This is a genomic window from Serratia sp. BFP-2025, from assembly GCF_050880365.1.
Lineage (GTDB): Bacteria > Pseudomonadota > Gammaproteobacteria > Enterobacterales > Enterobacteriaceae > Serratia > Serratia surfactantfaciens.
On sequence record NZ_JBPAFV010000001.1, the window covers coordinates 1,707,826 to 1,733,022 of the forward strand.

General features: G+C 59.3%; 23 protein-coding genes and 1 pseudogene. 7 read left to right on the forward strand and 17 right to left on the reverse strand.

Annotated elements, in window-relative coordinates; all coding sequences use genetic code 11:
* Position 1: 1 nt before the first annotated feature.
* The 5 genes and pseudogenes from ACRAWE_RS07940 to ACRAWE_RS07960 all read right to left on the reverse strand — a co-directional run bounded on the left by ACRAWE_RS07940 (position 2) and on the right by ACRAWE_RS07960 (position 6,383).
* On the reverse strand, positions 2–406 hold the full coding sequence (locus ACRAWE_RS07940; RefSeq protein WP_432525573.1) for an EndoU domain-containing protein: 405 nt from the start codon (positions 404–406) through the stop codon (positions 2–4).
* Positions 389–1,002: pseudogene (locus ACRAWE_RS07945) on the reverse strand (RHS repeat-associated core domain-containing protein); the annotation flags it as partial. The gene ACRAWE_RS07940 and the pseudogene ACRAWE_RS07945, both read right to left, overlap by 18 nt.
* A 116-nt stretch (positions 1,003–1,118) precedes the next feature.
* Positions 1,119–1,664 carry an SMI1/KNR4 family protein gene (locus ACRAWE_RS07950; protein ID WP_082997665.1) on the reverse strand — a complete coding sequence of 182 codons (546 nt, stop codon included), beginning with the start codon at positions 1,662–1,664 and terminating at the stop codon, positions 1,119–1,121.
* A complete protein-coding gene (locus tag ACRAWE_RS07955) occupies positions 1,658–5,920 on the reverse strand; it encodes an RHS repeat-associated core domain-containing protein (protein WP_432525213.1) in 4,263 nt (1,420 codons plus the stop codon). Before ACRAWE_RS07955 ends, ACRAWE_RS07950 begins: the two co-directional genes overlap by 7 nt.
* A 31-nt stretch (positions 5,921–5,951) precedes the next feature.
* Positions 5,952–6,383, reverse strand: a complete 432-nt coding sequence (locus ACRAWE_RS07960; RefSeq protein ID WP_063919426.1) for a DcrB-related protein — start codon at positions 6,381–6,383, stop codon at positions 5,952–5,954.
* A gap of 232 nt (positions 6,384–6,615) precedes the next feature.
* Here ACRAWE_RS07960 and ACRAWE_RS07965 point away from each other — a divergent pair, with 232 nt between their 5' ends.
* The gene (locus tag ACRAWE_RS07965) at positions 6,616–7,617 is read left to right on the forward strand and encodes an alpha/beta fold hydrolase (protein WP_432525214.1); all 1,002 of its coding nucleotides are present in this window, start codon (positions 6,616–6,618) and stop codon (positions 7,615–7,617) included.
* 69 nt (positions 7,618–7,686) lie between these two features.
* Entirely contained in the window at positions 7,687–8,334 is a 648-nt protein-coding gene (locus tag ACRAWE_RS07970) for a dihydrofolate reductase family protein (protein ID WP_432525215.1), read from the forward strand.
* Positions 8,335–8,377: 43 nt separating this feature from the next.
* On the opposite strand, the gene ACRAWE_RS07975 is transcribed toward ACRAWE_RS07970, so the two are convergent.
* A complete protein-coding gene (locus ACRAWE_RS07975) occupies positions 8,378–9,994 on the reverse strand; it encodes a serralysin family metalloprotease (protein ID WP_432525216.1) in 1,617 nt (538 codons plus the stop codon).
* A 411-nt stretch (positions 9,995–10,405) separates the two neighbouring features.
* Between ACRAWE_RS07975 and ACRAWE_RS07980 the strand changes: the two genes are divergently transcribed.
* Positions 10,406–10,759, forward strand: coding sequence for a protease inhibitor Inh/omp19 family protein (locus ACRAWE_RS07980; protein WP_063919422.1), 354 nt, complete (start codon positions 10,406–10,408; stop codon positions 10,757–10,759).
* A 4-nt stretch (positions 10,760–10,763) separates the two neighbouring features.
* On the opposite strand, the gene ACRAWE_RS07985 is transcribed toward ACRAWE_RS07980, so the two are convergent.
* Entirely contained in the window at positions 10,764–11,285 is a 522-nt protein-coding gene (locus tag ACRAWE_RS07985) for a chromate transporter (RefSeq protein WP_019456334.1), read from the reverse strand.
* Positions 11,282–11,848 (reverse strand): chromate transporter, encoded by a 567-nt coding sequence (locus ACRAWE_RS07990; RefSeq protein ID WP_025159734.1) that lies wholly within the window; start codon positions 11,846–11,848, stop codon positions 11,282–11,284. The genes ACRAWE_RS07985 and ACRAWE_RS07990 overlap by 4 nt, the downstream gene beginning before the upstream one ends.
* 103 nt (positions 11,849–11,951) lie before the next feature.
* On the opposite strand from ACRAWE_RS07990, the gene ACRAWE_RS07995 reads away from it, so the two are divergent.
* Both ACRAWE_RS07995 and ACRAWE_RS08000 read left to right on the forward strand, forming a co-directional pair.
* Complete coding sequence (locus ACRAWE_RS07995; RefSeq protein ID WP_063919421.1) at positions 11,952–12,863, forward strand: LysR family transcriptional regulator; 912 nt, start codon at positions 11,952–11,954, stop codon at positions 12,861–12,863.
* A 292-nt stretch (positions 12,864–13,155) separates the two neighbouring features.
* Positions 13,156–14,325, forward strand: coding sequence for a cupin domain-containing protein (locus ACRAWE_RS08000; RefSeq protein WP_211129401.1), 1,170 nt, complete (start codon positions 13,156–13,158; stop codon positions 14,323–14,325).
* Positions 14,326–14,368: 43 nt separating this feature from the next.
* Here the strand turns inward: ACRAWE_RS08000 and ACRAWE_RS08005 are convergent, their stop codons facing one another.
* On the reverse strand, positions 14,369–15,289 hold the full coding sequence (locus ACRAWE_RS08005) for an alpha/beta hydrolase (protein WP_432525217.1): 921 nt from the start codon (positions 15,287–15,289) through the stop codon (positions 14,369–14,371).
* 150 nt (positions 15,290–15,439) lie between these two features.
* Here ACRAWE_RS08005 and ACRAWE_RS08010 point away from each other — a divergent pair, with 150 nt between their 5' ends.
* The gene (locus ACRAWE_RS08010; protein WP_211129403.1) at positions 15,440–16,351 is read left to right on the forward strand and encodes a LysR family transcriptional regulator; all 912 of its coding nucleotides are present in this window, start codon (positions 15,440–15,442) and stop codon (positions 16,349–16,351) included.
* Positions 16,352–16,374: 23 nt separating this feature from the next.
* Here the strand turns inward: ACRAWE_RS08010 and ACRAWE_RS08015 are convergent, their stop codons facing one another.
* From ACRAWE_RS08015 to ACRAWE_RS08025, 3 genes are all read right to left on the reverse strand, one after another.
* Positions 16,375–17,358, reverse strand: coding sequence for a nucleoside hydrolase (locus ACRAWE_RS08015; RefSeq protein ID WP_432525218.1), 984 nt, complete (start codon positions 17,356–17,358; stop codon positions 16,375–16,377).
* Positions 17,355–18,410: an adenosine deaminase gene (add, locus tag ACRAWE_RS08020; protein WP_063919419.1), complete on the reverse strand. Its 1,056-nt coding sequence runs from the start codon at positions 18,408–18,410 to the stop codon at positions 17,355–17,357. The genes ACRAWE_RS08015 and add overlap by 4 nt, the downstream gene beginning before the upstream one ends.
* A 487-nt stretch (positions 18,411–18,897) precedes the next feature.
* Positions 18,898–20,166, reverse strand: a complete 1,269-nt coding sequence (locus ACRAWE_RS08025; RefSeq protein ID WP_432525219.1) for an MFS transporter — start codon at positions 20,164–20,166, stop codon at positions 18,898–18,900.
* A gap of 157 nt (positions 20,167–20,323) precedes the next feature.
* On the opposite strand from ACRAWE_RS08025, the gene ACRAWE_RS08030 reads away from it, so the two are divergent.
* A complete protein-coding gene (locus ACRAWE_RS08030; RefSeq protein ID WP_432525220.1) occupies positions 20,324–21,241 on the forward strand; it encodes an AraC family transcriptional regulator in 918 nt (305 codons plus the stop codon).
* Positions 21,242–21,280: 39 nt separating this feature from the next.
* On the opposite strand, the gene ACRAWE_RS08035 is transcribed toward ACRAWE_RS08030, so the two are convergent.
* From ACRAWE_RS08035 to ACRAWE_RS08055, 5 genes are all read right to left on the reverse strand, one after another.
* Entirely contained in the window at positions 21,281–22,744 is a 1,464-nt protein-coding gene (locus tag ACRAWE_RS08035; protein ID WP_432525221.1) for an aldehyde dehydrogenase family protein, read from the reverse strand.
* A gap of 22 nt (positions 22,745–22,766) precedes the next feature.
* Complete coding sequence (locus ACRAWE_RS08040) at positions 22,767–23,516, reverse strand: SDR family NAD(P)-dependent oxidoreductase (RefSeq protein WP_154746168.1); 750 nt, start codon at positions 23,514–23,516, stop codon at positions 22,767–22,769.
* A gap of 126 nt (positions 23,517–23,642) precedes the next feature.
* Positions 23,643–24,275 (reverse strand): LysE family translocator, encoded by a 633-nt coding sequence (locus ACRAWE_RS08045; RefSeq protein WP_211129407.1) that lies wholly within the window; start codon positions 24,273–24,275, stop codon positions 23,643–23,645.
* A gap of 67 nt (positions 24,276–24,342) precedes the next feature.
* Positions 24,343–24,903 (reverse strand): helix-turn-helix transcriptional regulator, encoded by a 561-nt coding sequence (locus ACRAWE_RS08050; RefSeq protein ID WP_432525222.1) that lies wholly within the window; start codon positions 24,901–24,903, stop codon positions 24,343–24,345.
* A 19-nt stretch (positions 24,904–24,922) separates the two neighbouring features.
* Complete coding sequence (locus ACRAWE_RS08055) at positions 24,923–25,147, reverse strand: AraC family ligand binding domain-containing protein (RefSeq protein ID WP_432525574.1); 225 nt, start codon at positions 25,145–25,147, stop codon at positions 24,923–24,925.
* Between the last annotated feature and the right edge of the window lie 50 nt (positions 25,148–25,197).

The following is a 25,197-nucleotide window of genomic DNA, read 5'->3' on the forward strand; positions in this document are numbered from 1 at the left end:
ATTACATTATTGGGAAAGCTGTATTAATATTCCCACCAGAATCCAAATAGCCACCAATCTTCACGCCACTAGGAGATATACCTTCCCACTTTCCATTTGACATGACCGTGCCATTATTATATGCCCCACGGACTTCAGTCATTACTTTCTGCCTGTTCCATGATGTTGGGAAAAATGTAGATTCTGGCCCTTTTTGTACCCATTGCCCACTAGTAGAATCGAATATTTCCACTTTACATTTATATACACCATGAGCGTTTGGTGGTGTCGTGACTTGAGTTACTCTAGCTTTTCCTAGATGCCCAATGCTTCCTTCATGATGGAAACCAACAGCACGACCTCGGCGGTTAATCTCACCATGAAAAATATGTTTAGCGTTTACACTCTGACACCCAGCTAATCCCAAAGGATCAACCCACGTCAGTGGGTTCATGACATAAGCATATAAATTCAACCCGCCTTCCAGCCCTATCGGATCCTGCGTGGTGAAACGCCCACCTCGGGTTCGTAGTAGCGGAACAGGTTGTAGTGCAGGCCGCTTTCGTCGTCCTGATATTGCCCGGCGTAGCGCAGTGGCTGCTGATACTGCGCGCCCTGCCGCTTCGCCGCGCCGGCTACCGTCTGGCCCTGCAGCTTGCCGAAGGTGTCATATTGCCCGGACCAGCACAGGTTGCCCGCTGCGTCGGTCACTTCCAGCGGCGCGCTGTTCAGATCGGTGTGATACCAGTAAATATCTGCCGAGCGGCTGTCGCCCGCCTGCTCCAGCGCCGCCAGCGGGCTCCACGGGCTGGCCGGATCGTAGCTCCAGCTGCGGCGGCTGCCGTCGTCGCGCTGCTCCTGCAGCAACCGGTAGCCCTGCCACAGGAAACGGGTCGTCTGTTCGGTTTTGCCCCTGTAGCGCACCGTTTTGCGGCTGCGGCGGCCCAGCGCGTCGTAATGGTACTGCGCCTCGCACTCGCCCTGCGGGCCGCGGCCGTGCGCCTGCACCAACCGGTTGTCGGCGATCGGCACCAACGGCAGGTACGCGTTGATGTCGTTCTGTGGGCGTAGGTAAAAACACCCTGAGGACCAGTTTCGTTATTGCTCTTTTAGTTTATTTTTAAAGAGCATAAATATATTCAAAAATCTAAAACGACTTTCTTTACCCCTGATATATCAGGTTCTTCCTTATCAATTTCAAGGCGGGAAATAAAATCTTTCAAATCGTAAGCAGCTAGTGACAACCCTGATATTACTTTATTTTCATCATATAAAGGGTCTGCCTCATGATCCCAGAACCAGATTTGCCCAACCATTTTCCCCGTTAGGCAAAGGCATATTTGATTACCACCATCTGATGATGCTATGGGTAACCATTGGTTCCCAAGATCATCCTTATACATTTCAATGAACTCAAAGACATCCCCCTCCCCCTCTGAATTACTTAATCCATAGAAATACTCCAGTGAATCATATCCATCTTTACTTGCCCAAGGAGAGGCTTCAACTCCTTTATAAACGATTAAAGAGTCAAACTCAGCGCCCTGGCTAAAGTTAACCAAAAAATCACAATATTCACTCGGTAAAACACCAGAGTAATTTTCAAGTTTCTTGAATAAAGGGTCATCTACCCCATTCGATAGTTTACTCAGAGCAGCACCAAGTTTTTCTAGCTTTTTCAACATTTTTTTCCATTCCTCATATCTGATGCAGAGCCTATATGTGGTACATTTCCATGCAACCCACGAGGTACCAATATTATCTCTGTATTACTAAGATGGTGTGGAGTTAGTTTATTTTTACGCAATAATTTTTGGGCAGCACTTTGCGTAATGCCCTTCTCTTTAGCTATTGCTTTGTATACTTTAGGGAAATCTTTTTCAGTGCCATCCAGAACACCATTTTCAAAAGTTATGCTTCCTTTTGACCATGGAGAAAAATCTGGCCGCCCATTAGAGAATGGTATTGGCTGATTATTTGTAACGGCATTTACCGCTGGCTTATAAGAATACCAATTACTTTCACCAGGAATGCCATCCCAATGGCCATTTGTCCTCGGAATTCGAGTTCCAGATAACCCATACGGATCCACCCACATCAGCGGGTTCGGCGCATACTGATACAGGTTCAACCCACCTTCCAGCCCTATCGGATCCTGCGTGGTGAAACGCCCCACCTCGGGTTCGTAGTAGCGGAACAGGTTGTAGTGCAGGCCGCTTTCGTCGTCCTGATATTGCCCGGCGTAGCGCAGTGGCTGCTGATACTGCGCGCCCTGCCGCTTCGCCGCGCCGGCTACCGTCTGGCCCTGCAGCTTGCCGAAGGTGTCATATTGCCCGGACCAGCACAGGTTGCCCGCTGCGTCGGTCACTTCCAGCGGCGCGCTGTTCAGATCGGTGTGATACCAGTAAATATCCGCCGAGCGGCTGTCGCCCGCCTGCTCCAGCGCCGCCAGCGGGCTCCACGGGCTGGCCGGATCGTAGCTCCAACTGCGGCGGCTGCCGTCGTCGCGCTGCTCCTGCAGCAACCGATAGCCCTGCCACAGGAAACGGGTCGTCTGTTCGGTTTTGCCCTTGTAGCGCACCGTTTTGCGGCTGCGGCGGCCCAGCGCGTCGTAATGGTACTGCGCGTCGAACTCGCCCTGCGGGCCGCGGCCGTGCGCCTGCACCAGCCGGTTGTCGGCGTCGTAGCGGTAGTGCTGTTCGTACAGGCCGTTACGCCGGCTGATCAGGTTGCCCCAGGCGTCGTAACGGTAAAACAGCTTTTGCCAGTGCGTCAGGCGGTTGTCGGCGATCGGCGCCAGCGGCAGGTGCGCGTCGATGTCACTCTGCGGGCTGCGCTCGCCCAGCAGGTTATCCGCCAGATCGTACACCAGCCGTGCGCCCGGTTTGCCCTGATTGGGTTCGCGGTGTTGCAGCAGGCGGCCTTCGGCGTCGTAACCGTAGTGCACTTCGCCGCGCAGCGCGTCGCTCACCCCGGCGAGCTCGCCGCGGCCGGTATAGCGATAGGCGCGCCACAGCACGCCGTCTTCCGGCCGGGTCAGTTTATCGTGGCCGAAGGCGCTGCTCTGCCAGCTGCGGCGGCCCATGGCGTCGTAACGCCGCTGCTGCTGCAGCGCGCCCTGGCTGCGGCCGGTTTCCCGGTGCAGGCGATCGCGAGTGAATTCGCTCACCACCTGCTGGTTGAATTTGATGGCGCTGGCGTGGCCGGAGCCGTAATACAGCCACTGCAGGCGATCGCCCTGCGGCAGCGTCAGCGCCTGCAGGTTGGCCAGCGCATCCCATTGGTATTGCAGTTCGCCGTTCACGCCCTGCTCGCCGAGCAGCCGCCCGGCGGCGTCATAGCGCATCTGCACGCTGTCCGGCTCGATGCCCAGCACCGCGCCGCTCGCCGTCGGCAGGCGGTTCAGCTCGCGCAGCCGCCCCACAGCGTCGAAGCGGTAATGCCATTCCGCGCTGGCGTTGCCGCGCCAGACCAGTTGCCCCGCCTCGTCGAAACGGAAGCGCTGTTCGCGCTGCGTCAGCTCGCCCGCGCTGCCCGGCTGGCCGACCTCGCGGTGCTCCTCCAGCAGCCCGGCAGCGCCGTAGCGATAATAGTGGCGGGTGTCGTCCGGGCGCTCTTCGGCCAGCACGCGGCCGACTGCGTCGTAGCTGAAGCGGTATTCGCCGCCGTTGCCGTTCTCCAGCCGCGTCAGCCAGCCCTGCGGGCTGTAGTGATAGCGCCGAGTGCGGTTGATGCGATCGGTGATGCTGACCGGCAGCCCCAGGGCGTTGTACTGCCAGCGGGTCAGGCTGCCCAACGCATCCTGATGCTCGGCTAACTGGCCGTGCGCATTCCAGTTAAAGCGTTCTTCGCCACCGTCCGGGTGGATCAGGGTGTGCAGGCGCCCGCCGTTATCCCATCGGTAATGGGTCTGATGGCCTTCGGCATCGGTCTGCGTCGTCAGTTGCCCCAGCGCATCGTAGGTATAAGCCGTGACGCTGCCGGAACAGTCGGTGTAGCGCGTCAGCTGGCCGCGGGCATCCCACTCCAGCTTCACTTCCCCGCCCAGCGCGTCGATCACACTAGCGGGCAGGCTCTCTTCGTCATCCGGATATCGGTACAGCGTGGCGTTGCCCAGCGCATCGACATAGCGCGTCGGGCGCCCCAGCGTGTCCCAGTGCTGCGCTTCGCTGCTGCCGTCCGGGTACGCGACGGCGAACAGCCGGCCGCTGTTGCGCGAATATTGATAGCGCGTCACGCGGCCAAGCGGATCGGTCTCCGACAGCAGGCGGCCGTAAGGATCCCATTCGCTCTGGCGCTGCGCGCCGCCGGGCAGCAGCACGCTGCACAGCTCGCCGCGTTGGTAGATAAAACCGTAGCGGCGCTGGTCGAAATCGGTGTACTGCGCCACGTTGTCGTCGTCATCCAGCCGCCACTCCGCCCGTTTGCCGTCGCCGCGCACTGCGCTGCGGCGCCCGCCGGCGAAGTCGTAACCGAACTCAAGGGATTCCCCGGCGCTGTTGCGGTAGGCCGTCACGCGCGGCACGCCGTCGATCTCTTGCCATTGGTATTCGTTCAGCAGCCCGGCGGCGTCCTGGTGGCTGATCATCAGGCCGTCGCGCCAGCCAAAGCGCCGCGTCACCTCACCGGCGCGGTTGCTCACCGTCGTCAACTGGCCCTGCTCATCGTAACCGTAGCGCGCCAGCGTTCGTTCACCGTCGGCGGTTTGCAGCGCCACTTCGCGCAGGCGGCCCTGTGTATAGCGGCACATCAGGCGCTGCCCGGCGCTGTCCACCAGTTCGCTCAGCAGCCCCTCGTCGTCGTAGAACAGCGAGGTGGCGTTGCCGATGGCGTCGGTGATCATACTGAGCCGGCTCGGCTGGTCGCCCGCCAGCGGCGGATAGTGGAAAATCTGTTCGCCGACGTCAAACAGCTGCCAGCTGCCGTCGTCGTTGTGCATCAGCCAGCATTTTTCGGCTTCGCAGTAGGTTTTATGGCCGCGCGGCACCTGCGGGAAAGCGACGAAGTCGCCGGAAGGCGCACGCCACACCAGGCCGTCCTGATAAGGCTGCAGGCTGCTCTCCCAGAACAGGTTCCAGCCGCGGCCCAGTACGCCGTCGCCGGGGTTGCCGCTGCGCCAATAGCGCTGCCAGGCAACCGGCAGCCGCGAAGGCAGCACGAAATCGAGATCGTCTTCGCCGTCGAGGAATTTTTGGCCGCTAACGATATCCACCGGCCGGGCGATAATGCCCACGGCAGCGGTGGCGGTCATCAGCGTGCCGGCGCGGCAGGCGATGCGCGCCAGTTTGTTGATGCCGGGCAGCTTGCCCAGCAGTTTGCCCAATGCCCCCAGCTTACCGGCAGCGCCGCCCACACCGCCCACCAGGCCGGCGAACAGCAGCGTCAGATCGGAAACCTTATACAGCCAATCCGGCACTTCGGGCTTGATCGGCAAGGTGGTGACGGTGCCGCCGCCAATAAACACGTTGGGCGAGCCTTCCATCACCTGCGCGTCGCAGTTGGTTTTGTCCCCCACGCGCGAGGCGGGCTGGCCGTTGATGCTGACCTTATCGGAGCCCTGCGCCATTTGCATGCTCGGGCCGTCGTCGCTGCAGGCTACCTGGCTGTTGGTGGCGAGCGCGGCGGGTTTGCCGTTGATGAAAACGTTGGGGGAGCCGGTGACAATATTGCCTTTGGGGGTCAGGCTACCGGCACCGGCATCGGCAATGCCGTCGCGCGCCGCGGTGGCCGCCTCCCCGGTGAGATACCCCACCGCCAGGCTGGCGCCGATGAGCAGCACGCCGACGCCGATACAGGAAGCCGCCAGGCCGGCGACGAACAGCGCCCCCGCTGCCACCGCGCCTGCGGCGGCGATCAGGCCGCCGACAATCGTGCCGGCAATCATGCCGGCCAGGGCATGGGAATGCCCGATAATATCGCCGACGCGAGCCGCTTCGGTCATCGTAAGGTCCTTTTACGTGAAGAGTTCATCGTTATGCCGCCCGGTAGCTGCTCAACACTTGCAGCAGCAGCGCGTCGTCTTGCGGCGTCAGCTTGCGCGCCATCGCCAGGGTGAACACCAGCACCCGGCCCTCCGCCAGCGCGAACACCGCCTGGTTTTGCCAGATGCGTTTGCCGTCGCGCAGGTAGCTGGCGCGCACCCATTCACCGGCGGCCAGCCCATCGCCCAGCGTCGCCGGTTCGCGGCTTTTGAACGCCCAGCCTTTCAGCCCCTGAGCCAGCGCATCGAGCTGGCGGGTGACGTAGCTTTCCAGGTTCTCCGCCGGCTGCAGCGCATCGCGGGAAATATTGATTGAGGGGGAAACGTCATCGCCGGCCAGCAGTACGTTGACGGTGCGATCGGCATAACCTTCCGGCAAAGCGACGCTGCCTTCGCTGAAAGCGCAGCGGGATAAAGCGGACATGCGAGGATCCTTTTGCATAAATAATGCTTAAGCATCGCATAACTTAGCCTTGAAATAAAACCATCAGAGGCCATCAATGTTGCGCGGCGTGACCGCGTTCACTGTGAAAAAGGCCCTGGCCGGAACCTTGCCTGGAATCAAGTCGTCACATTACAGAATTATCTGAATCCACCGGCGCGCCGACGCCCTGATTGTGGCTATACTCGGCTATCGCCCTTTTCAGGAGATCAGGATGTTGAGATTAACCCGCAGCGCGCTGCTGTGCGCCGCGCTGGCCGCGTTTACCGCCGCCGCCGAAACGCCGAAGTTCGGCCCGGAACTGCAGGGCTTCCACTACCCCTATCCGTTGCAGCAATTCAGCTTCGCCTCGCAGGGGCAGACATTAAAGATGGGCTATATGGACGTGCCGCCGGAAGGCGCCGCCAACGGCCGCACCGCGCTGCTGCTGCACGGTAAAAACTTCTGCGCCGCTACCTGGCAGGACACCATCAAGGCGCTGAGCAAGGCCGGCTACCGCGTGATCGCGCCGGATCAGATCGGCTTTTGTTCCTCCACCAAACCGGCGCATTACCAGTACAGCTTTCAGCAGCTGGCGCAAAATACCCACGGGCTGCTGCAGAATCTTAAAATCAGCAAGGCCATCGTCATCGGCCACTCTACCGGCGGCATGCTGGCCACGCGTTACAGCCTGATGTACCCGCAGGCGGTGGAACGGCTGGTGATGGTCAACCCGATCGGGCTGGAGGACTGGAAGGCGAAAGGCGTACCGTGGCGCAGCGTCGATCAATGGTTCGAGCGCGAGCTGAACACCACCGCCGAGGGCATCCGCAACTATGAGCAACGTACCTATTACGGCGGCCGCTGGAAGCCGGAGTACGATCGCTGGGTGGATATGCTGGCCGGGCTGAACAACGGGCCGGGCCACCGCCTGGTGGCGTGGAACTCGGCGCTGATCTACGACATGATCTTCACCCAGCCGGTGTATTACGAGTTCAAGGATCTGCAAACGCCCACCACCTTGATGATCGGCACCGCCGACACCACCGCCATCGGCAGCGATATCGCCCCGCCGGCGATCAAGGCCGCGATCGGGCATTATGACGTGTTAGGCAAACAGGCGGCGAAACTGATCCCGCACGCCACGCTGATCGAGTTCGCCGGGCTCGGCCATGCGCCGCAGATGGAGGAGCCGGAGCGTTTCCATCAGGCGCTGCTCAAGGCGCTGCAACCCTGAGCGCCCGGTTGGCGCAGCCGCCGCGCGGCGGCTAAACTTTCAGCTGGCACTCAACGGCAGGAGACAGCCATGCGACAGATTATTGCCAGCGCCTTCGTCAGCCTCGACGGCGTGATGCAGGCGCCGGGCGGGCAGGAGGAAGACCGCAGCGGCGGCTTTCGCTTCGGCGGCTGGACCGCCCCCTACTGGGATGACGCCGTCGCGGAAACGATGGGCGATCTTTTCTCGGCGCCTTTTGACTTGCTGCTCGGGCGGCGCACCTACGATATTTTCGCCGGCTACTGGCCGCAGATCACCCACGAGGCCGACCCGTTTTCGGCCGATATCGCCCGCACGTTCAATCAGGCCACCAAGTACGTCGCCACTCATCACGGCGAGACGCTGGCTTGGCAGAACAGCCAATGGCTGGGGCGGGACATCATCGCCCGGCTGCGCGAGCTGAAACGCGGTCAGGGGCCGGTGCTGCTGGTGCAGGGCAGCAGCACCCTGATGCAACAGCTGCTGGCCAACGACCTGGTGGACGAACTGCGCCTGCTCACCTACCCGGTGCTGCTCGGCGCAGGCAAGCGGCTGTTCGATGAAAACGCTGCGCCGACGGCCTTTACGCTGGCCCAATCGGTGGTCTCACCCGGCGGCGTGATCGTGGCCCACTACCACCGCGCCGGCGAGGTGACCACCGGCGACTTCACGGTGGAAAGCGCAGTGGCCCAGTCGTAAAAAAAGGGCCGTTCGGCCCTTTTCTCTTTCCCCTTCATCACCCTCAGGCAAACAGAATATCGCTCTGCTCCACCTGCCCGACCACGTGGATCTTGAAGTCGGCGGCGTAGCTGTTGCTGTGGGTGTTCATCAACAGATCGGTGGTGCCGTTAAGGGCGTCGAAGTTGAGTTGGATTTCGCCTTTCTGGCCGCTGAAGGCGCTGCCGCTGTCGATAAAGCGCAGCTCGCTCAGGCTATTGTTGAAACGCAGGCCGGAGAGGTCGATCTTGTCGATGCCGTGCTCGAAGTCTTCAATCACGTCGAACGCCGCCACCGTGGACTCTTTGGCGCTGAGATAGACGAAATAGTCGGTGAAATTATTGGCGTCTTTGCCGCCCCACAGATGATCCGCCCCCAGCCCGCCGTACAGGATATCGGAACCGGCGTTGCCCGCCAGCAGGTTGTCTTGATCGTTGCCGATGATCACATCGCGCCCGCTGCCGCCGATGGCGTTCTCGATGATCGCCCCGCGCGCGATGGCGACGTTCTGCGTGCCGCCGCCGACGCTGGAAAACGCGCCGTCGTTCAGGTTGATCATCTGCTGCTGGCTGTAGCCGGAGAAGTCCAGCGTGTCGTTGCCGCCGGCGTCCCACACCGCGAAGTTGACCGGTTTGCCGTTGTCCGCCGTGGCGGTCAGGAAATCACGGCCAGTGTTGGAGTTGAAGCCATACACCGTGTCGCCGGTGCGAGTGTTCATGTTGGCGCCGTACAGCTTCTGGATCGCGGCGATGTCATCCACCATCGGGCCATAGCCGTATACCCCTTTGGTGTCGGCGCCGGTATAACCGGCGTTGAAATAGCTCATGATCGAGTATTGCAGCGAATCCTGATAATAAGCCGCATCGTTCTGGTAACTCGGGTTGCCCAACGACGCGTCATAAGAGCCCGGATGCGCCAGCCCCAGGGCATGGCCCAGCTCGTGGGTGAAGGTCTGGCTGCTGAAGTCGCCGCTAACCGGCGCCTTATGGGTGGCGAAGTTTTTGTTAAACCATACCGTGCCGGCGAAGGCGTTATCGCTGCCCGCTTTGGAGCTCGGTGGGTAATAGGCGTAAGCGTTGATGGCATTGGGGCCGCTGCCGGCGGCGGTGCTGCCGTCGGCGCGCTGGGTGAAGTAAGCGAAGGTAATATCCGCGCGGTGGTTGATGTCGGTGGACGCCGCCGCAGTAAAGGTTACGTTCGCCACATCGGCCCAGGCCTGCATCGATTTCAGCGCCTGAGCCTGCGCCGCCAGGGTCAGCGGCTGCAGCCCCTTGTCACCGTCGCCGGTCTGGCCGATGCGGTTCAGCGCGCTCTGCGTCAGAAAGGAATAGGTCAGCGCCACCGGCTGGTGATACACCTGATCGCCGTTGTGCGTCAGGCCCGGTCGCGTCAGCTGATCGGCGGCGCGATCGAAGCTGAAGTTATCGCGGATTTTGCCCAGGTTGTTGATGGCTGCTCCGCCGCGCTGGTTACTGTACAGGTTGGCGTTATCCAGCGTAAACAGCGCGCCGTACCCTAACCCATCATAGATGCTGCCGGGTCGGTGATAGTAAAACTGATAGTTATGATCGTTGGGGGATGTGGCGGACAGGCTGGTGAACTCATCGTCATCTTGCAAAATGTCGTTGTGGCGACTGCTCATTGCATTCTCCTTTTACACAGTAGGAATCCACTCGCTTTGTAAGACTATTCATCAGTCGTTCTAATCTAAGACATGACTTAGGATTGACCAGTATAGTCATTACCCCCGACGGCGCGAGCCCACGCCGGCGCGCATCATCGCGCCGGGCGTTAAGGCGGAAATAATCATAACGATTTGTATTAGCGCAGTATTAATGAGAAAGATAAGCGTATCGGTGGGCTAATGACTCGTCTTTATAGGCATGGTATCGCCGGTTAGATCAGAATTATCGAGGATTAAAAAACCTAATCCTTGCCTCATCATCCCGCTGGGAACGTGCTAAGGTGTGAACGGACAGCCGAAAGGAGTGACCCGATGCCAACCCATTTCCTTATGCGCGCCTTGCGCCGCGCCAGCCTGACAGGAGTCGTTATGAGCGTATTGTGCAGCAGTGCCCTGGGCAGTTCACTGCCGTTGTTGGAACCCGCCGCGCTGAAGGGCGACTGGCAGCTCGCCGCCATCGGCGACGGTAAAACCGTCTGCGAGGTGCAGCTGAGCGACGAAGCGGTAGCCAACACCAACGCTTTCCGCTTCACCGCCTCCGCCCAGTGCCTGCAGCCGTTAGCACTGCACGCGCTGCCGGTCGCCTGGCGGCCGACGCCGGACGGCATGACGCTGACCGACGCCGAAGGGAGCATGGTGGCGTTTCTGGCCCTGACCGCGCCGAAGCGCTATGAGCTGATCGACCGCAACGGCCCTTCGCGCTTTGTGCTGATCCCGCGCTAATCCCTTAGGCGAACAGCAAGCCGAGCAGCGCGCCGCCCGCCAGCACCCACAGCGGATGGAGGCGCTTGCTCATGCTCAATCCCGTCGCCAGCGCCACGATCGCCGCCAACCGCCAATTGGGCGCGGAAGCCTCGGCGATCAAAAGGCCGCTGGCCGCCACCAACCCCACGGTGAGCGGCACCAGCCCGGCCTGCACGATGCGGCGCCACGGGCGATCCTTAAAGCGCCGCCAGGCGCCCATCACCAGCAGCGTGACGATGGAAGACGGCCCAAACTTGGCGACCGAAGATACCAGCAGCCCCGCCCAACCCGCCACATGCCAGCCAACCAGCGGCACGATCATCATGTTCGGCCCCGGCGCGGCCTGCGCCATGGCGAACAGCGCGCTGAACTCCTGGGCGCTCATCCACTGATGCACCTCCACCACCTGCCGCTGCATCTCCGGCAGAATGGTCATGCCACCGCCGAACGCCAGCAGAGAGAGCTCGGTGAAGATCAGCGCCAGCGCAATCAACACCCCGCTCATGACGGCCACCGCCACATCAGCAGAATGCTCAGCGGCGCCAGCACCAGCATGGTCGGCAGCAGCGGCAGCCGCAGCCAGGCGATGGCGATCAAGGCCAGCGCCACAATCGCCAGCGCCGCCCACTTGCCGCGCAGCGGCAGCAGCATCTTAATCCCGGTCGAGAGCAGTAACCCGGCGGCGGCGGCGGCCAGACCGGCGAACACATGTTGAACGTGGGGATCGTTTTGGAAACGGGCATAGACCACGCCCAGTCCCACCACGATCGCCGTCGGCGCGCTGATCAGGCCCAGCAAAGCGCACAGCGCGCCGCGCAGCCCGCGAAACTCCATCCCCACCGCCACCGACAGGTTGATCACATTGCCGCCGGGCAGAAACTGGCACAGCCCGAGCAGCTCGGTGAACTGTTCGCCGCTCAGCCAGCGCCGGCGCTCCACCAACATGCTGCGTGCCAGCGGCAACACGCCGCCAAAGCCAATCAGCCCCAGCCACAGAAAGCCTAAAAACAGCTCCGCGTTGCCCGGCGCTGCCGCCGGGTGCGGTTTTAACGTATTGATATCTGACATGACATTGCCGTTCCACATCGCTTGTTTTGATGTCTGGTATCATGCGCGCCGCCGTGCCATGATGTCTAATGCATTCCAGAACAACTAAAGATACCTTTGAGGTATGGCTATGATCGAACTGCGTCGCCTGCGGGCGTTCGTCACCGTGGTGGAAGAAGGCAACATCACTCGCGCCGCCGAGCGGCTGTTTATCCAGCAACCGCCGCTCACCCGCCTGTTGCAGGGGCTGGAAGACGAACTGGGCGTGAAATTGTTGCAGCGCCTGCCGCGCGGCGTGCGCGTCACCGAAGCGGGCGGCGTGTTGTTCGAGGAAGCCCGCGCCCTGCTGGCGCGCGCCGAACGCCTGCGCGAAGCGGTCCAGCGCGCCGCCCGTGGCGAACAGGGCCACATCGCCATCGGTTTCACCAGCTCCGCCGCGCTGCACCCGTTCGTGCCCAACCTGCTGCGCCGCTATCGCGACATTCTGCCGGGCATCACCACCCAACTGGAAGAGGCCGGCAGCGGCGAGCTGATGGAGGCGTTGCTGGAACAACGCCTCGACGCTGCCTTCGTGCGCTCGCCGGCCAGCGGCATTCCCGGCCTGAGCGTGGAACCGGTGCTCAGTGAGCCGATGATCGTCGCCCTGCCGCTGGGCCACCGGCTAGCGCAAGAGACGCAGCAGCCGCTGCCGCTGGCCGAACTGGCCCACGAGGCCTTTATTCTCTATCGCCGCCCGGCCGGCCAGGGGCTGTACGACGCCATCCTGGCCGCCTGCCACCGCGCCGGCTTCAGCCCGCGCATCGTGCAGGAAGCGCCGCGCCTGCCGGCAACCCTCAGCCTGGTCGGCGCCGGGCTGGGGCTGTCAATCGTGCCCGGCTCGATGCGGCGGCTGGGCGGCGACGGCATCGTCTACCGCCCCCTCGCCGAAGAAGCGCAGCTCAGCGCCCCGCTTTACCTGGCGCTGCGCCGCAGCCCGGCTTCGCCGATCGTCGAGCGCTTTCGTCAGCTGGTGCTGGAGACCGTGGGGCAGTCATAACAAATAGCCCGAACGGCCAATAAAAAATGACGTTCGTTTATTATCTATTTAAACCTATCGGCGATTAAATTTAATTCCTATTAATGACTATTCAACTTCCGATGAATTAATTAAACCCGCACTCACTTAGTAACAAACGCAAACAAATAAGCGCCTACCTAATAAACGCCAGCCGCTAGGATTTAAGGGTCACAGCAAAATCCCGCCGATGACAAAAACCATTTCAATGGCGATCGCGCCTTCCCTGTCGCCTGCCTCTGCAGGCGCACGGTTTTATATTGGAGAAAAAGCTATGCTATCGCGTCGTGATATATTGAAAGTCTCCGCCGTCAGTGCGGCCGCCGCCGGCATGATCGGCGGCATCGCCAAAAATGCCGCTGCCGACGACCATCGCAATATCGTGCCCCCCAGCAGCTACCAGCCACCTGCCGATGCCCAGCATCTCTATAAATACAAATTCACCGACAGCAAAAAACGCAGCCTGCCCAGCGGCTGGGCGCGCGAAGCCACCGTCGAGCAGTTTCCGATCTCCGAGGGCGTAGCCGGCGTCGACATGACGCTGGAGCCGGGCGGCGTGCGCGAACTGCACTGGCATGCCATCGCCGCCGAATGGGCGTTCATGCTGGAAGGCCATGCGCGCATCACCATCCTCGATCCTGAAGGAAAATGTGAGGTGGCAGATTTCGGCCCCGGCGACGTCTGGTATTTCCCGAAAGGTTACGGCCATTCCATTCAGGCGTTGGCGGACGGCGCGCATTTTATTCTGGCGTTCGATAACGGGCACTTCTCCGAATTCGGCACCTTCAGCATCACCGATTGGGTGGCGCATATGCCGAAAGAGGTATTGGAAAAAAGCGTCGACATGCCGGCGGCGGTATTTTCCAAGGCCAAACAGGGCGAGGCTTATATTGTCGGTGGCGCCGTTCCGCCCGCCTTGCCATTACCGAAAAACGACGGCGGATTAAATAACGCCCCGCTGGCACACCGCTATGAATTAATGAAGCAAAAACCGTTCTTTGAAAATGACGCCGGCAGCGTGCATTTGGTGTCGTCGAAAGAATTCCCCATCTCCACCACCATGACCGGCATCATCGAGATCGTGAAACCCGGCGCGATCCGGGAATTGCACTGGCACCCCAATGCCAACGAATGGCAATACTATATTTCCGGTAAGGGCCGCATGACGGTGTTCAGCTCGCACGGCCACGCGCAGACGGAAGAGTACGCGCCTTCAGACGTCGGCTACGTGCCGCAGGGCTTCGGCCATTACATCGAGAACATCGGCGATGAGGATTTGAAGGTATTGATCGTGATGGACAACGGTATCTATCAGGACATTTCGTTGTCCGACTGGCTGGCGAAAACCCCGGCCTACCTGCTGGCGGACAACTTCAATAACCAGGTTGAAGACTGGCAGGATCGGCCGAAAGACAAACGGGTGATGTCGCGGCGCAGCCGCTGACGCCACGGCGAGGGAGAAACCTCCCTCGCCTCCGGCCCGACGCTTATAGCGTCGCTTTAAAGAACGGCACCAGCTTCTCCAGCGCCTGAGCTACCGGCTCCGGTTTGTCGTAGAGATCGTAATGTGACCATCCTTCTACCACCACCAGCTCTTTGTGCTGCGACTTGGCGCGGCGCACAATCTCATAGCCGTCACGCAGCGCGCCGAACAGGCCGGGTTTGCTGCCGACAATCACCAACAGCGGCTGGGTCAGCAGCACTTCCGCCAGGTGGAACGCGTCCCAGCCCACGGCTACCGCGTTACGGGAATACAGCGTTTTGTTTACGCCGTTCGGCTTCTCGCCGCGCGCCGTACGGTAGTATTCCGTCGCCTCGCGCAGATCGATATCGGCACCGTCTTGTTGCGCCGCCTCAACGCTCGGGTACAGGCCCACATCCACACGCAACGCCGCGCCGCGCGCTTCTGCGGTACGCTGCCGGGCAATATCCTCCAGGAAAGCCACAGGATCGCCGTTGGCCAACACGCCCTCGCGCATCACCCGGCCATAGTTGGCACCGGTAATGGTCGCCACCGCTTTGATGCGCCGCTCGGTCATCGAAGCATTGATGGCGTAACCGCCGCCGCCGCAGATGCCGAGCACGCCGATACGCTGGTCGTCAACGTAGTCCAGCGTCACCAGATAATCGGTCACGACGCGAAAATCTTCCACGCGCTGGGGGGGATCTTCGATAAAGCGCGGTTCGCCGCCGCTCTCGCCCTGGAAGCTGGCGTCAAACGCGATGACCACAAAGCCGGCTTTCGCCAGCGCCGCCCCATAGACAGTGCCCGAGGTCTGCTCTTTACAGCTGCCAATTGGATGGGCGCTGATGATCGCCGGGTACTTTTTCCGCTCGTCGAAATCCGGCGGGAAGTGGATATCCGCCGCGATGTCCCAATACTGACGTTTGATTTTGACCGTTTTCATCATGAGTTCCTCACAGGGTTGCTGGCTCGGGAAACGCGCTCGGCATCGCTTCCGCTGGGATAACGCTCACTTTATACGCCGTATTGTTCTTTGATAAGCCCAGAGAATGGACTACAGTGTTAAGCTGTAATTTACAATGCGGGCATCTCGATGGATCCTTCCCTGCTTCCTTCACTGGCGTGGTTCGCGCATATCGCGCAGCACCGCAGCTTTACCAAAGCGGCGGCCCAAATGGGCGTTTCCCGCGCCGCGCTGTCGCAAAACCTGAAGGCGTTGGAAAAACAGCTGAACGTCAAGCTGCTCTACCGCACCACCCGCGATATGTCGCTCACCGAGGAAGGGCAACGCCTGCTGGAAGCCCTGACGCCCGCCCTCAGCACGATCGAGCACGCCGTCGGCACGTTGGAAGAGAGCCGCCATGAACCGGCGGGGCTGCTGCGGATAAACACTTCGCGCACGGCCGCCAAGCACTTTATCGAACCGCATATCGGCGAATTCCTGATGCGCTACCCCAGGCTGAAGCTTGAACTGGTGATGGACGACGGCATGGCCAGCATCATTTCCGAAGGTTACGACGCCGGCATTCGGCTGGGTGAAAGCCTCGCCGAGCATATGGTGGCGATCCCCATCACGCCACAGGTCGCGCTGGCGGCGGTGGCCACGCCGCAGTACCTCAGCCGTTACGGCACGCCCGCCACGCCGGCGGATCTGGTCAACCACAACTGTATCGCTTTTCGCCACGCAACCAGCGGCGCCATTTATCAATGGGAGTTCTCCACCGTCGAGCGGCACGCGCGCCATACCTTTTCCGTCGAACCGAAAGGCAGCGTGATCACCAACGACGACGACGGCATGATCCGCACCGCATTACAGCACGTCGGCATTATTCAGCACTTTGATTTCGCCGTGAAAGCGATGGTGGAACGCGGTGAGTTAGTGCGGATACTGCAGGCCTGGTCGCAGCCCTTCCCCGGCTTCTATCTGTACATTCCCTCCCGTGAGCACATGTCTTCCAAGGTCAGGGCGCTGCTGGACTTTCTGGTCGAGAAGCGCGCAGGCTAATCCGGCCCGCGCGCCTTTTCGCTTTACTGTTTATGCGGCTCCGCTGGCAGCGATAACAGCTTCGCGAGCAGCAATTCCGACATATTAAGCTCGGTGCTTAACACCACATGGCAGTTGGCATCGCGCTGCGGCGGATAGTTCATATATCGCCCCCGCATGTCACACAGGGTTTGCCCGCGGCCTGGCCCGTCAGAATCATCGATCGTCACCTTCACGTTAGGCGCAAGGCAGGCGCTGATACCCTGTACCGCCAACACCGCCGCCACCGGATCGTGCAGCGCACAGGCTTTGCGGCCGTAGGTATTGATATAGAACTGGATATACCGCTCAAGCATTCGCCCTATCGCCTGCGCAAATCGGCTCTCGGCCGACAGCAGTTTGAGCCGATCCGCCTCTTCAAAGGTATGCGACATGGTGACATCAAGCGGCACCATGACGATATTCTTCATCGCTTTAAAGACCATGGCCGCCGCATCCGGATCGCAGGCAATATTCGCCTCCGCAACGGGCGTTCTGTTGCCGGGCGCCAGCGCCGCGCCGCCCATAATTGTCAGCGTGCCGATAAGTTCCCCTAACGCGGGCTCAAGCTGCAAGGCTTTGGCGATGTTGGTCAACGGGCCGGTCGCCAAGATATCCAGCTCCCCTGGGTGCGCTCTGGCCAGCTCAACCAGCAGTTCGGGGGCCGACAGCGACGCCAGTTTGGCGTCTGAAGCTTCCAGCGCGATATCGCCAATGCCGTTGTCACCGTGTATATGCTGCACATCGCAAAGATATGCATGGCGCAGGTAATCTCGTTCCCCCACGGCGACGGGGATCGCGGGAAAACCGGCCAGGCGGGCGAGCTCCAGCGTATTTCTGGCCCCGGCATCGGCGGCGACGTTGCCGCAAACCGTGCCGATCGCCAGAATATCCACTTTGTCACTTTCTGCGAGCAAATAGCCCAGAGCCATCGCATCATCAATGCCGGTATCGCAATCAAAATATAATTTTATTTTCTTCTCGTTCACCGCTTGTCTCCATTTTCTGTATTAAGAGAAGCAACCCAAGAATCCATTTTCTTCCGATACGTCATTTTTGCCTCGTCACTGGCGAAACTGGCAGCCAAAGAATTGAGGGCCACATCGACGATGTCATGGGGGGAAAATTCAAATTCGTCCTGACAGATGAGGTATTCATCCACCAGCGTGGTTTGTAATAGTACCGGGTCGTCGGTATTGATGGTCGTGATGACCCCGGCGTCACGCAGCCAGCGCAGCGGATGTTCTGCGTAGCGGGGATAGACGCCAAGTTTGATATTCGAGGTCAGGCATACGCCGATAGGGATCCGTCGTTCAGCCAACAGCGCCACGACAGCCGGGTCATCTATCGCCCGCACGCCGTGATCGATGCGATCGGCCCCCAACAGCAGGATGGCATCGCGCACGCCCTCTGCACCGCTCGACTCTCCGGCATGCACGGTTCGCTTCAACCCGGCCCTGCCCGCCCGGGCGAAAGCCTGCGCGAAACGCGTACCGCTGCCTTTGGTGGCGGCCTCATTGCCATCGATGGACAGCGCGACCACTCTGGGGTGCCGCAGTGCGGTTAAAAAATCCACCAGCTCACTGGCCTCGGCAGCCGTTTGCTGGCGTAGCAAACTGACGCACAGCCCAACGGACGCCAATCCATCTTCTTCGGCCGCGCGCAAACCGGCGTCAATCGCGTCGATCATCTCACCGAGCCTGCCGCGCCACGTTTTCCAATGGGTCGGGTTGAAAATAAGATCGGCGTACAGTCCGCCATTCTGCGACAGCCGTTGCGCATAGGAGTAGCTTAACTGCGCCAGGCGTTCGCGGCTGCTCACCAGGCCACAGGACCAGTCGAGGAACGCGAGAAAATCGGCAAGCCCGTTAAAATTCAGTAGTTCGTCCTGCTTTCTGGGCATCGGTATCCCTGAGGATAACGCCCAGACCGCGAGCTGTTCCGGATCAAAACAGCCCTCCAGATGCACATGCACTTCCGCCTTCGGCAGAGAAACCATCTGCGCTCGGCAGAGCCTGGTTTGGTTTACATTCCATTCCATAAAATGATTCTCAATGGTTATTTATGCGGGCCAACGAGCCAAGCTTTCGCGAACCCTGAGTGGCGAAATCGGTGCCAAGGCTCCGTTGAAGGGGGAGTGAATGCGGTAAAAAACGCGGTGAAACGGGGGAATGATTTAGGGTAAGCATCGCAATATGTTAATCCTGTAATGAGTTAGACGGCGGGCCATCTAAGAATTCATCAACAGGTCAGTAACCTATGCGTGAGGCTGCCGGTGAAGGCGGATATTGCTCTCTTCACTGGTGCCGGCACAGCATCACCCCATCCTCACTGCGACGCCGGTATCCGGGGCGCCGGCAAAAACCGATGGGGCCGTTCTCTTACCTGAACATATGTAGAACATGTGCGTGTCAGAACCAGATTGCTCGCCGGGCCGCCGTTATTATGCGGCAATTGCCAACGCTCATCGTCTAAACACGCCGCCAAGTTTATGGAAAGCCAGGGGGCTTTGTAAAGCCATTCCCCCATCACGCCTTTCTCAACAACAGCGCCCACAGCGCCAGCGCGGCAAAGGCGATATATATCGCCATAAAAAGGGCAATAGCGGCCAGCAAGGCGCTCAATACCCCTATGTTATCCGCCAGCCAGCCTGCGGCCGGCGGCGTGATATTGAACAAATAGACGATAAAGTAAAACTTCGATACCGCGTTCCATCCCGGCGCCGCGAGTGAGAGCTTGTTGACCAGAATAGCGCCGCCCACAAAAACCGCGCCATACGAGAAGCCGGACAGCGCCAGGCTCACCGCCGCACCGGCCACAGAACCGCTCTCGAGCGCCATGGTCATCATGACCATGGAGAAAACCTGCGCAATCAGCCCCAACACTAAAGAAAATTCAGGCTGAAGAAAACGCGGGATCGTGAACTGCACCACGCCGGCCACCAGTAAATACCCGGTGGCGATATAGCCAAAATCAGCGGCTGATTTAAGCCCGAAGACATGGATCGCGGCCGTCGGCCCCAGCGACAGGATCAGCGCAGCGTATGACCAGGAGATAAACACGCACAGCGCCAACAGATAGAACAGCGGTTGGCTAAAACCGGCGCCCTTTTCTGCCGTTTTCGTGTCCGCAACGCCGAGGGCAGGCAATCCTGTCTTCGGCCAAAGCAGAACGATGGCGATCGCGGAGAGTAAAACCAACGCGGCAACGGTCATTGCCGGCGCGGTGAGCGGGTAAAACGCCAGCTGAGCATAAACGCTGCCGATCACCGGCCCGAGCGCCAGGCCGGTCACCAACGCCAAGCTGCCCAGCAGCGCGGCGCGTTTGGCGCTGTCGCCACGGCTGAACTTGATCAACAAGATGTTGATGATGGCCGTGGCCGTGCCGGCCCCCAAGCCGGAAATAAACCTGAAAAGACACAGCGCCTGCAAAGAGCGAACCATGGAAAAGCACAGCGTTGGCACCACCACCAACACTAGCGAAGCCACCACCAGCAACCGGGCATTGTTATCGGTGATGGTGAGCCTGCGTGATAAAAACAAGGCCAGCAATACGCCAAACCCGTAAGAAGAGAAAATGAAGGTCAGGTCGATATTACTCAGGGCAAAGGTTTGTTGATATAAGGGATATAACGGCGTGGGAGAGCCGCTGTTCAACAAGATAAAAAATAACGCGATCGTCAACGCAGCCAATAGGCTCACCTGGCTGCGGTTTGTCCGGTAAGAAGTCATTATGTCACCATCATGAAAAAAAACGATCGTAACACCCGGCCGGATGCTGAACTTTCGCGTTCGCACTTTTTTTCTTATCGTTCGGACAGGACAGCGGGATAGCCTGTACACCGGCTTTCGCCTCACCCATAATGCTTTCACCTCGCCGCTCGGCGAGGCCAAATATACTGCGATAGCCAAATAGCGGCTATTCTCTACAGTAAACGCATCAGACAAGCAGGTAATGATGGATCCGTTATCCGATATTGTTTCCCGGCTAAAAATCAGCAGCCAGAAAATTGTGACGTTTGACCTGAGCGCCAATACCAAAGCGCTGTTTCCCGGCTATTCCGGGATGAAAATTTATATCGCCAAACGCGGATCTTTTTTCATTAACATGGCGGGCGATGCAAACAGTTACCCGATTGAACAAGGCGATGTGCTGATCTTATCCAGCGGTCGCGAATTCAGCATTTTTGATGCGCCTAACGCGCCGGCCATCGATATAAGAAAAATTCACGTGATGAAAGACCGCTCCTCCTGCTTCAGCAACGGCGGGAACGATTTCTCCTTTGTCGGTTGCCGGTTCGTGTTTCAGATCAACGATACCTTCCGTTTTATCACCAGCCTGCCCGAACCCATCGTGATCAAAACGCAGCGGGAAGAGAACGCCGGCATTAAGGATTACTTGAGTCGCCTCTCATCGGAAATAGAAAAACCCGGCCCGGGCAGCGAGCTCATCACCGAGCATCTCCTGCAGATCATTTTGACGCAGGCGCTGCGCGTGCTGCTCTCTTCCGGCGCACTCGGGCGCGGCGAAGGCTGGTTTTACGCCATGGCGGACAAAAATATCGGTCTGGCGCTGACCAGCATACACGACCAGCCGGGCAGGAAATGGCGTCTGGACGAACTCGCCGGCGTGGCTGGTATGTCACGCACCGCCTTTACCACCCGGTTCAGAAAGCTGGCCGGCTACAGCGTCAACGAATACATTCGCATCTGGCGTTTTAGCCTGGCCATCGAGCGAATGGTCGCCAATAAAGAAAAAATATCCCAGATCGCCTTTGACCTGGGATATGAATCGGAAAGCGCCTTCAGCACCGCGTTCAAGAAAAGCATGGGCGCGTCGCCAAGGAGTTACATCGGCAGCCATACCGCATGAAGCGGCCAACGGGGGCACGTCCCTGTGCCGGTCTTATCCTTATTCGGCAAACCAGGCGGCGGGCAGATCCGTCTGCAGCGTGATGGTTTTTATTTGCGTGTAGGCATTGAGCGTTTCCTTGCAGAACTCACGGCCGATCCCGCTGTTCTTGTAACCACCGAACGCGGTGCCATCGGTAATATTCGAATAGCGGTTGATCCAAACGGAGCCGGCTTCCAGCCGGTCTGCGGTCGCCAGGGCATTTTTCAGACTGCGGGTATAGATCCCCGACGCCAGCCCATATTCGCTGTCGTTAGCCTGGGCGATCATCTCGTCGTAGTCTGACCATTTTATCAGCGTCAGCACCGGCCCGAAAATTTCTTCCTGGCAAATGCGCATGCCATTTTCCGCAGCAAAAATCGTCGGCTCAATGAAGTAGCCGTGCTCGCAGCCGGCGACGGCGCGGCGTTTGCCGCCGGTCAGCAGGGTGGCACCCTCATCAAGACCGGTCTGAATATAAGCCAGCACCCGCTCGCCCTGTTTCTCGGAAACCAGGCAGCTGACCCGGGAATGCTCGGCCAGCGGTGAACCGACGCGCACCCGTTCGAAAGCCGCCACCAGCTTGGCGCTGAAACGGTCATAAATGTCCGCGTGAACGAACAGCCGGGTCCCCGCCAAGCAGGACTGGCCGTTATTGTGGATAGCGGCAAAGGTCACGTTGTCCACCACCGCATCCATCTCTTCGATGTCCGGGAACACAATATTGGGGCTCTTCCCGCCCAGCTCCAGCGTAACGGGCACCAGCCGCTCCGCGGCGGCCTTGGCTACCAGCTTGCCCACCTCCGTGCTGCCGGTGAACGAAAGCTTGCGCACCTTGCGGTTGCAGGTCAGCGCCGCCCCCGCCACGCTTCCCAGCCCGGTAATGATGTTCACGACGCCGGCGGGGAAAATGTTGGCGATCATCTTGCCCAGCTCCAGCGTGGAGAGCGAGGCATTTTCATCGGCCTTCAGCACCACCGTATTGCCGGTCACCAGCGCCGGCGCCAGCTTGAACGCCGCCATGATCGCCGGCGCATTCCAGGGGATAATCTGCCCGCAGACACCAAGCGGCTCGCGTTTCGCCAGGCTGTAGCCGTCCGCAATGCTTCTGCCGCTGTCTTCGTGCCCCATGACCACCGCAGCGAAATAGCGATAGTGTCTGACCGCCGTTTGATAATCGCGGCGCACTTCGCTGATACAGCGGCCCACATCCTGCGCGTCGATTTGCGCCATTCTTTCCAGATCGCTTTCCAGCACATCCGCCAGCTGCGCCACCAGGCGGGCGCGGGCCTGCTGCCCTAATGCTTTCCAGGCGGGGAAAGCTGCTTCCGCCGCCAACACGGCGCGCTCGACGTCCCGTTCGTTACAGTAGTGTAAATCCGCCAGGCGCTCCCCGGTCGAGGGGGAAATGACGGGATGAATGTCCGCGCCATCCAGCTCGAACACGCCGTTAATCAGTGGCCCGTAGGCTTTATCTAATGTCATCTCTGTTCCATTCATAGCAAAATTAATGTAAACCGCCGCCGACGATCAGGCTTTCGCCGGTCACCCAACCCGCCTCGTCCGAGGCGAGATAGGCCACGGCCGGTGCGATATCCGCCGGTGTGCCGATGCGCCCCAGCGGGGTGATGGATTCAATGTGCGTTTTAAAATCGGCGTCGAAAAAGCCGCTGTCATGCACGCCTTCCGTGATGACCAAGCCAGGGTTGACCGCATTGACCCGGATCTTGCGCCCGCCCAGCTCGTTGGCCAGCGTCTTGGTGATAGAATCCACCGCGGCCTTTGAAGCGGTATAAACCAGCGAATTGGCCGGCGTAAACGACGTCACGCTGGAGCTGATATTGACGATGCTGCCGCCCGATTCAGGCATGGCGGCGACCGCCGCCTTGCAGCAATAAATCAGCCCTTTGACATTTAAATTGAAGTGTCTTTCATATTCCGCGTCGCTGAATGCCTCCAGGCTATTGGTGGCATACACCCCGGCGTTATTGACCAGTACATCCAGGCGACCATACTGCTCGACAATGCTTTGCATCAGGCCGTTGACCTCGGCCTCAATGCCGACATTGGCCTGCAGCGGAAAAGCGACGCCGCCCTGCTCATTGATTTCTTTAACCAACCGGTTGGCATCTTCACGCCCGCGGGAATAGTTAATGAAAACCACGGCGCCTTCCGCCGCCAGGCGTTTAGCAATAGCTGCGCCAATTCCCTTTGAACTGCCCGTCACCAGGGCAACTTTATTTTCAAAGCGTTTCATTAGTCATTCTCCTCAGTGTCAGTGAAACTCGGGAGAATATTACGGTAATGGCTCGCCGTGCAGCATAGCGGGGCGAACATAAAACCTTATCGATCGAACAACTTTGTCAAAAGCGAATTTGAACTTTTAGAATAAACGCGCGGCCAGAATGGCAATGGCCAATAACAGAATGACGCCGCCAAAAAATTTATTCACATAGATGCCGACAGTCGGACGCAGTTGAATGCTCAGTGCAATTTTACCCGCAAGAAAGACCAGAGGTATCTCAATAAGGAACATAATAACAATGAGCTCAATGCCTAATATCAGCATCTGCATGCCCGGCATGCCGGCTTCCACTCGAATAAACTGCGGGATAAACGCCAGAGTAAAGATGATGGCTTTAGGATTCAGCAAATTGGTCAGTAGCCCCTGCGAATAAAGTTTATTAAGACTTTTTCGTTCACGGTTGTTTTGCAGGCTGACAGCGTTTTTGCTGTTAAAAATGCCAAAGCCAACCCACAGGATATAAAGCGCGCCGCCAACGACAAAGCACTCGTACAACACGGGCGAAGAGGCAATTAGCGCCGTAACGCCGGCAATGGCAAGGCCGATGTGGCACGTCACCCCAGTGACCGCGCCCAATACGGTAACCAGCCCCGCTTTCGTTCCCTGGCTTATGGCATTAGACAGTGCGCAAAGCATGTCGGCGCCAGGGATAAGCGTTAACGCGGCGGCTGAAAGAGCAAATAAACCCAGCGTGGAAATATCGATGAACATGGTTTCTCTCGTCGTCAAAAAGGCGCATTGTCAGTCCCTTTGCGTCGGCGAGATAGAATGATATTGCTCAACTGCATCGGTCGCGATAGCTGCGCGGTGTGACGCCGTAAGTCGACTTAAACACCCTTCCCATGTGCGATTGATCGGCAAATCCGCAGGCGCTGGCGATTTCCGCGATGTCGCCGCCTCGGGATAGCAAGCTCTTGGCCTGTTGTAATCTGAGTTGCCGCTGATAACGGTTCGGCGATAAACCGAATTGCGCCGAGAACTGACGGCAAAGGTGGAACTTAGACATGCCGACGGCCTGCGCCAGCGTCTCCAGACGCACTTCCCGCGCCGGGTTATCGTGCAGATACTCTTTCGCTCTGCGCAAACCCGGCGTGAGGCCGGCGCCTGCCAATGGCGCTCGCCGCGGTGAACACACCGTCAGCAGATCCGCCACGCAGTGGCTCCATGCCACCTCGCGGTCAAAATGGCTGGATTGCGCTGCGGTCAGCACCGCGGCGGCCTCACACAATCGGTTGGCGAAAGGCGCATGGTCGATATGCTTCCCCTGCACCGCCGGCGGCAGAGGCATCTCCATGTTTTCCGCCGCGTCCAGCAGCATCTCGTGGCTGGGATAAAACATGAAATAATGGCATCCCTCATCACCCAGCACTGTCCCGGCATGCATCTGCCCCGGCGCGTTGCCCACGGCTGACGATACCGTCGGCATCGCCTTTGGCGCTGTTGTTATTGGCGCCGCGCAGGACAACGCCAATCGACCAGGTATCATGCCAATGCACGCCAAATCGATGGTCTGAAAAGTCCGCGACGAGCAGTTCAAGCCCGCCCAATGCAGCAAAACGATGCATAAATGCCGAATTTCCCATCACCTTGTACCCGATTCCTGATTATCCACGCCGGCCAAAATAACACACTA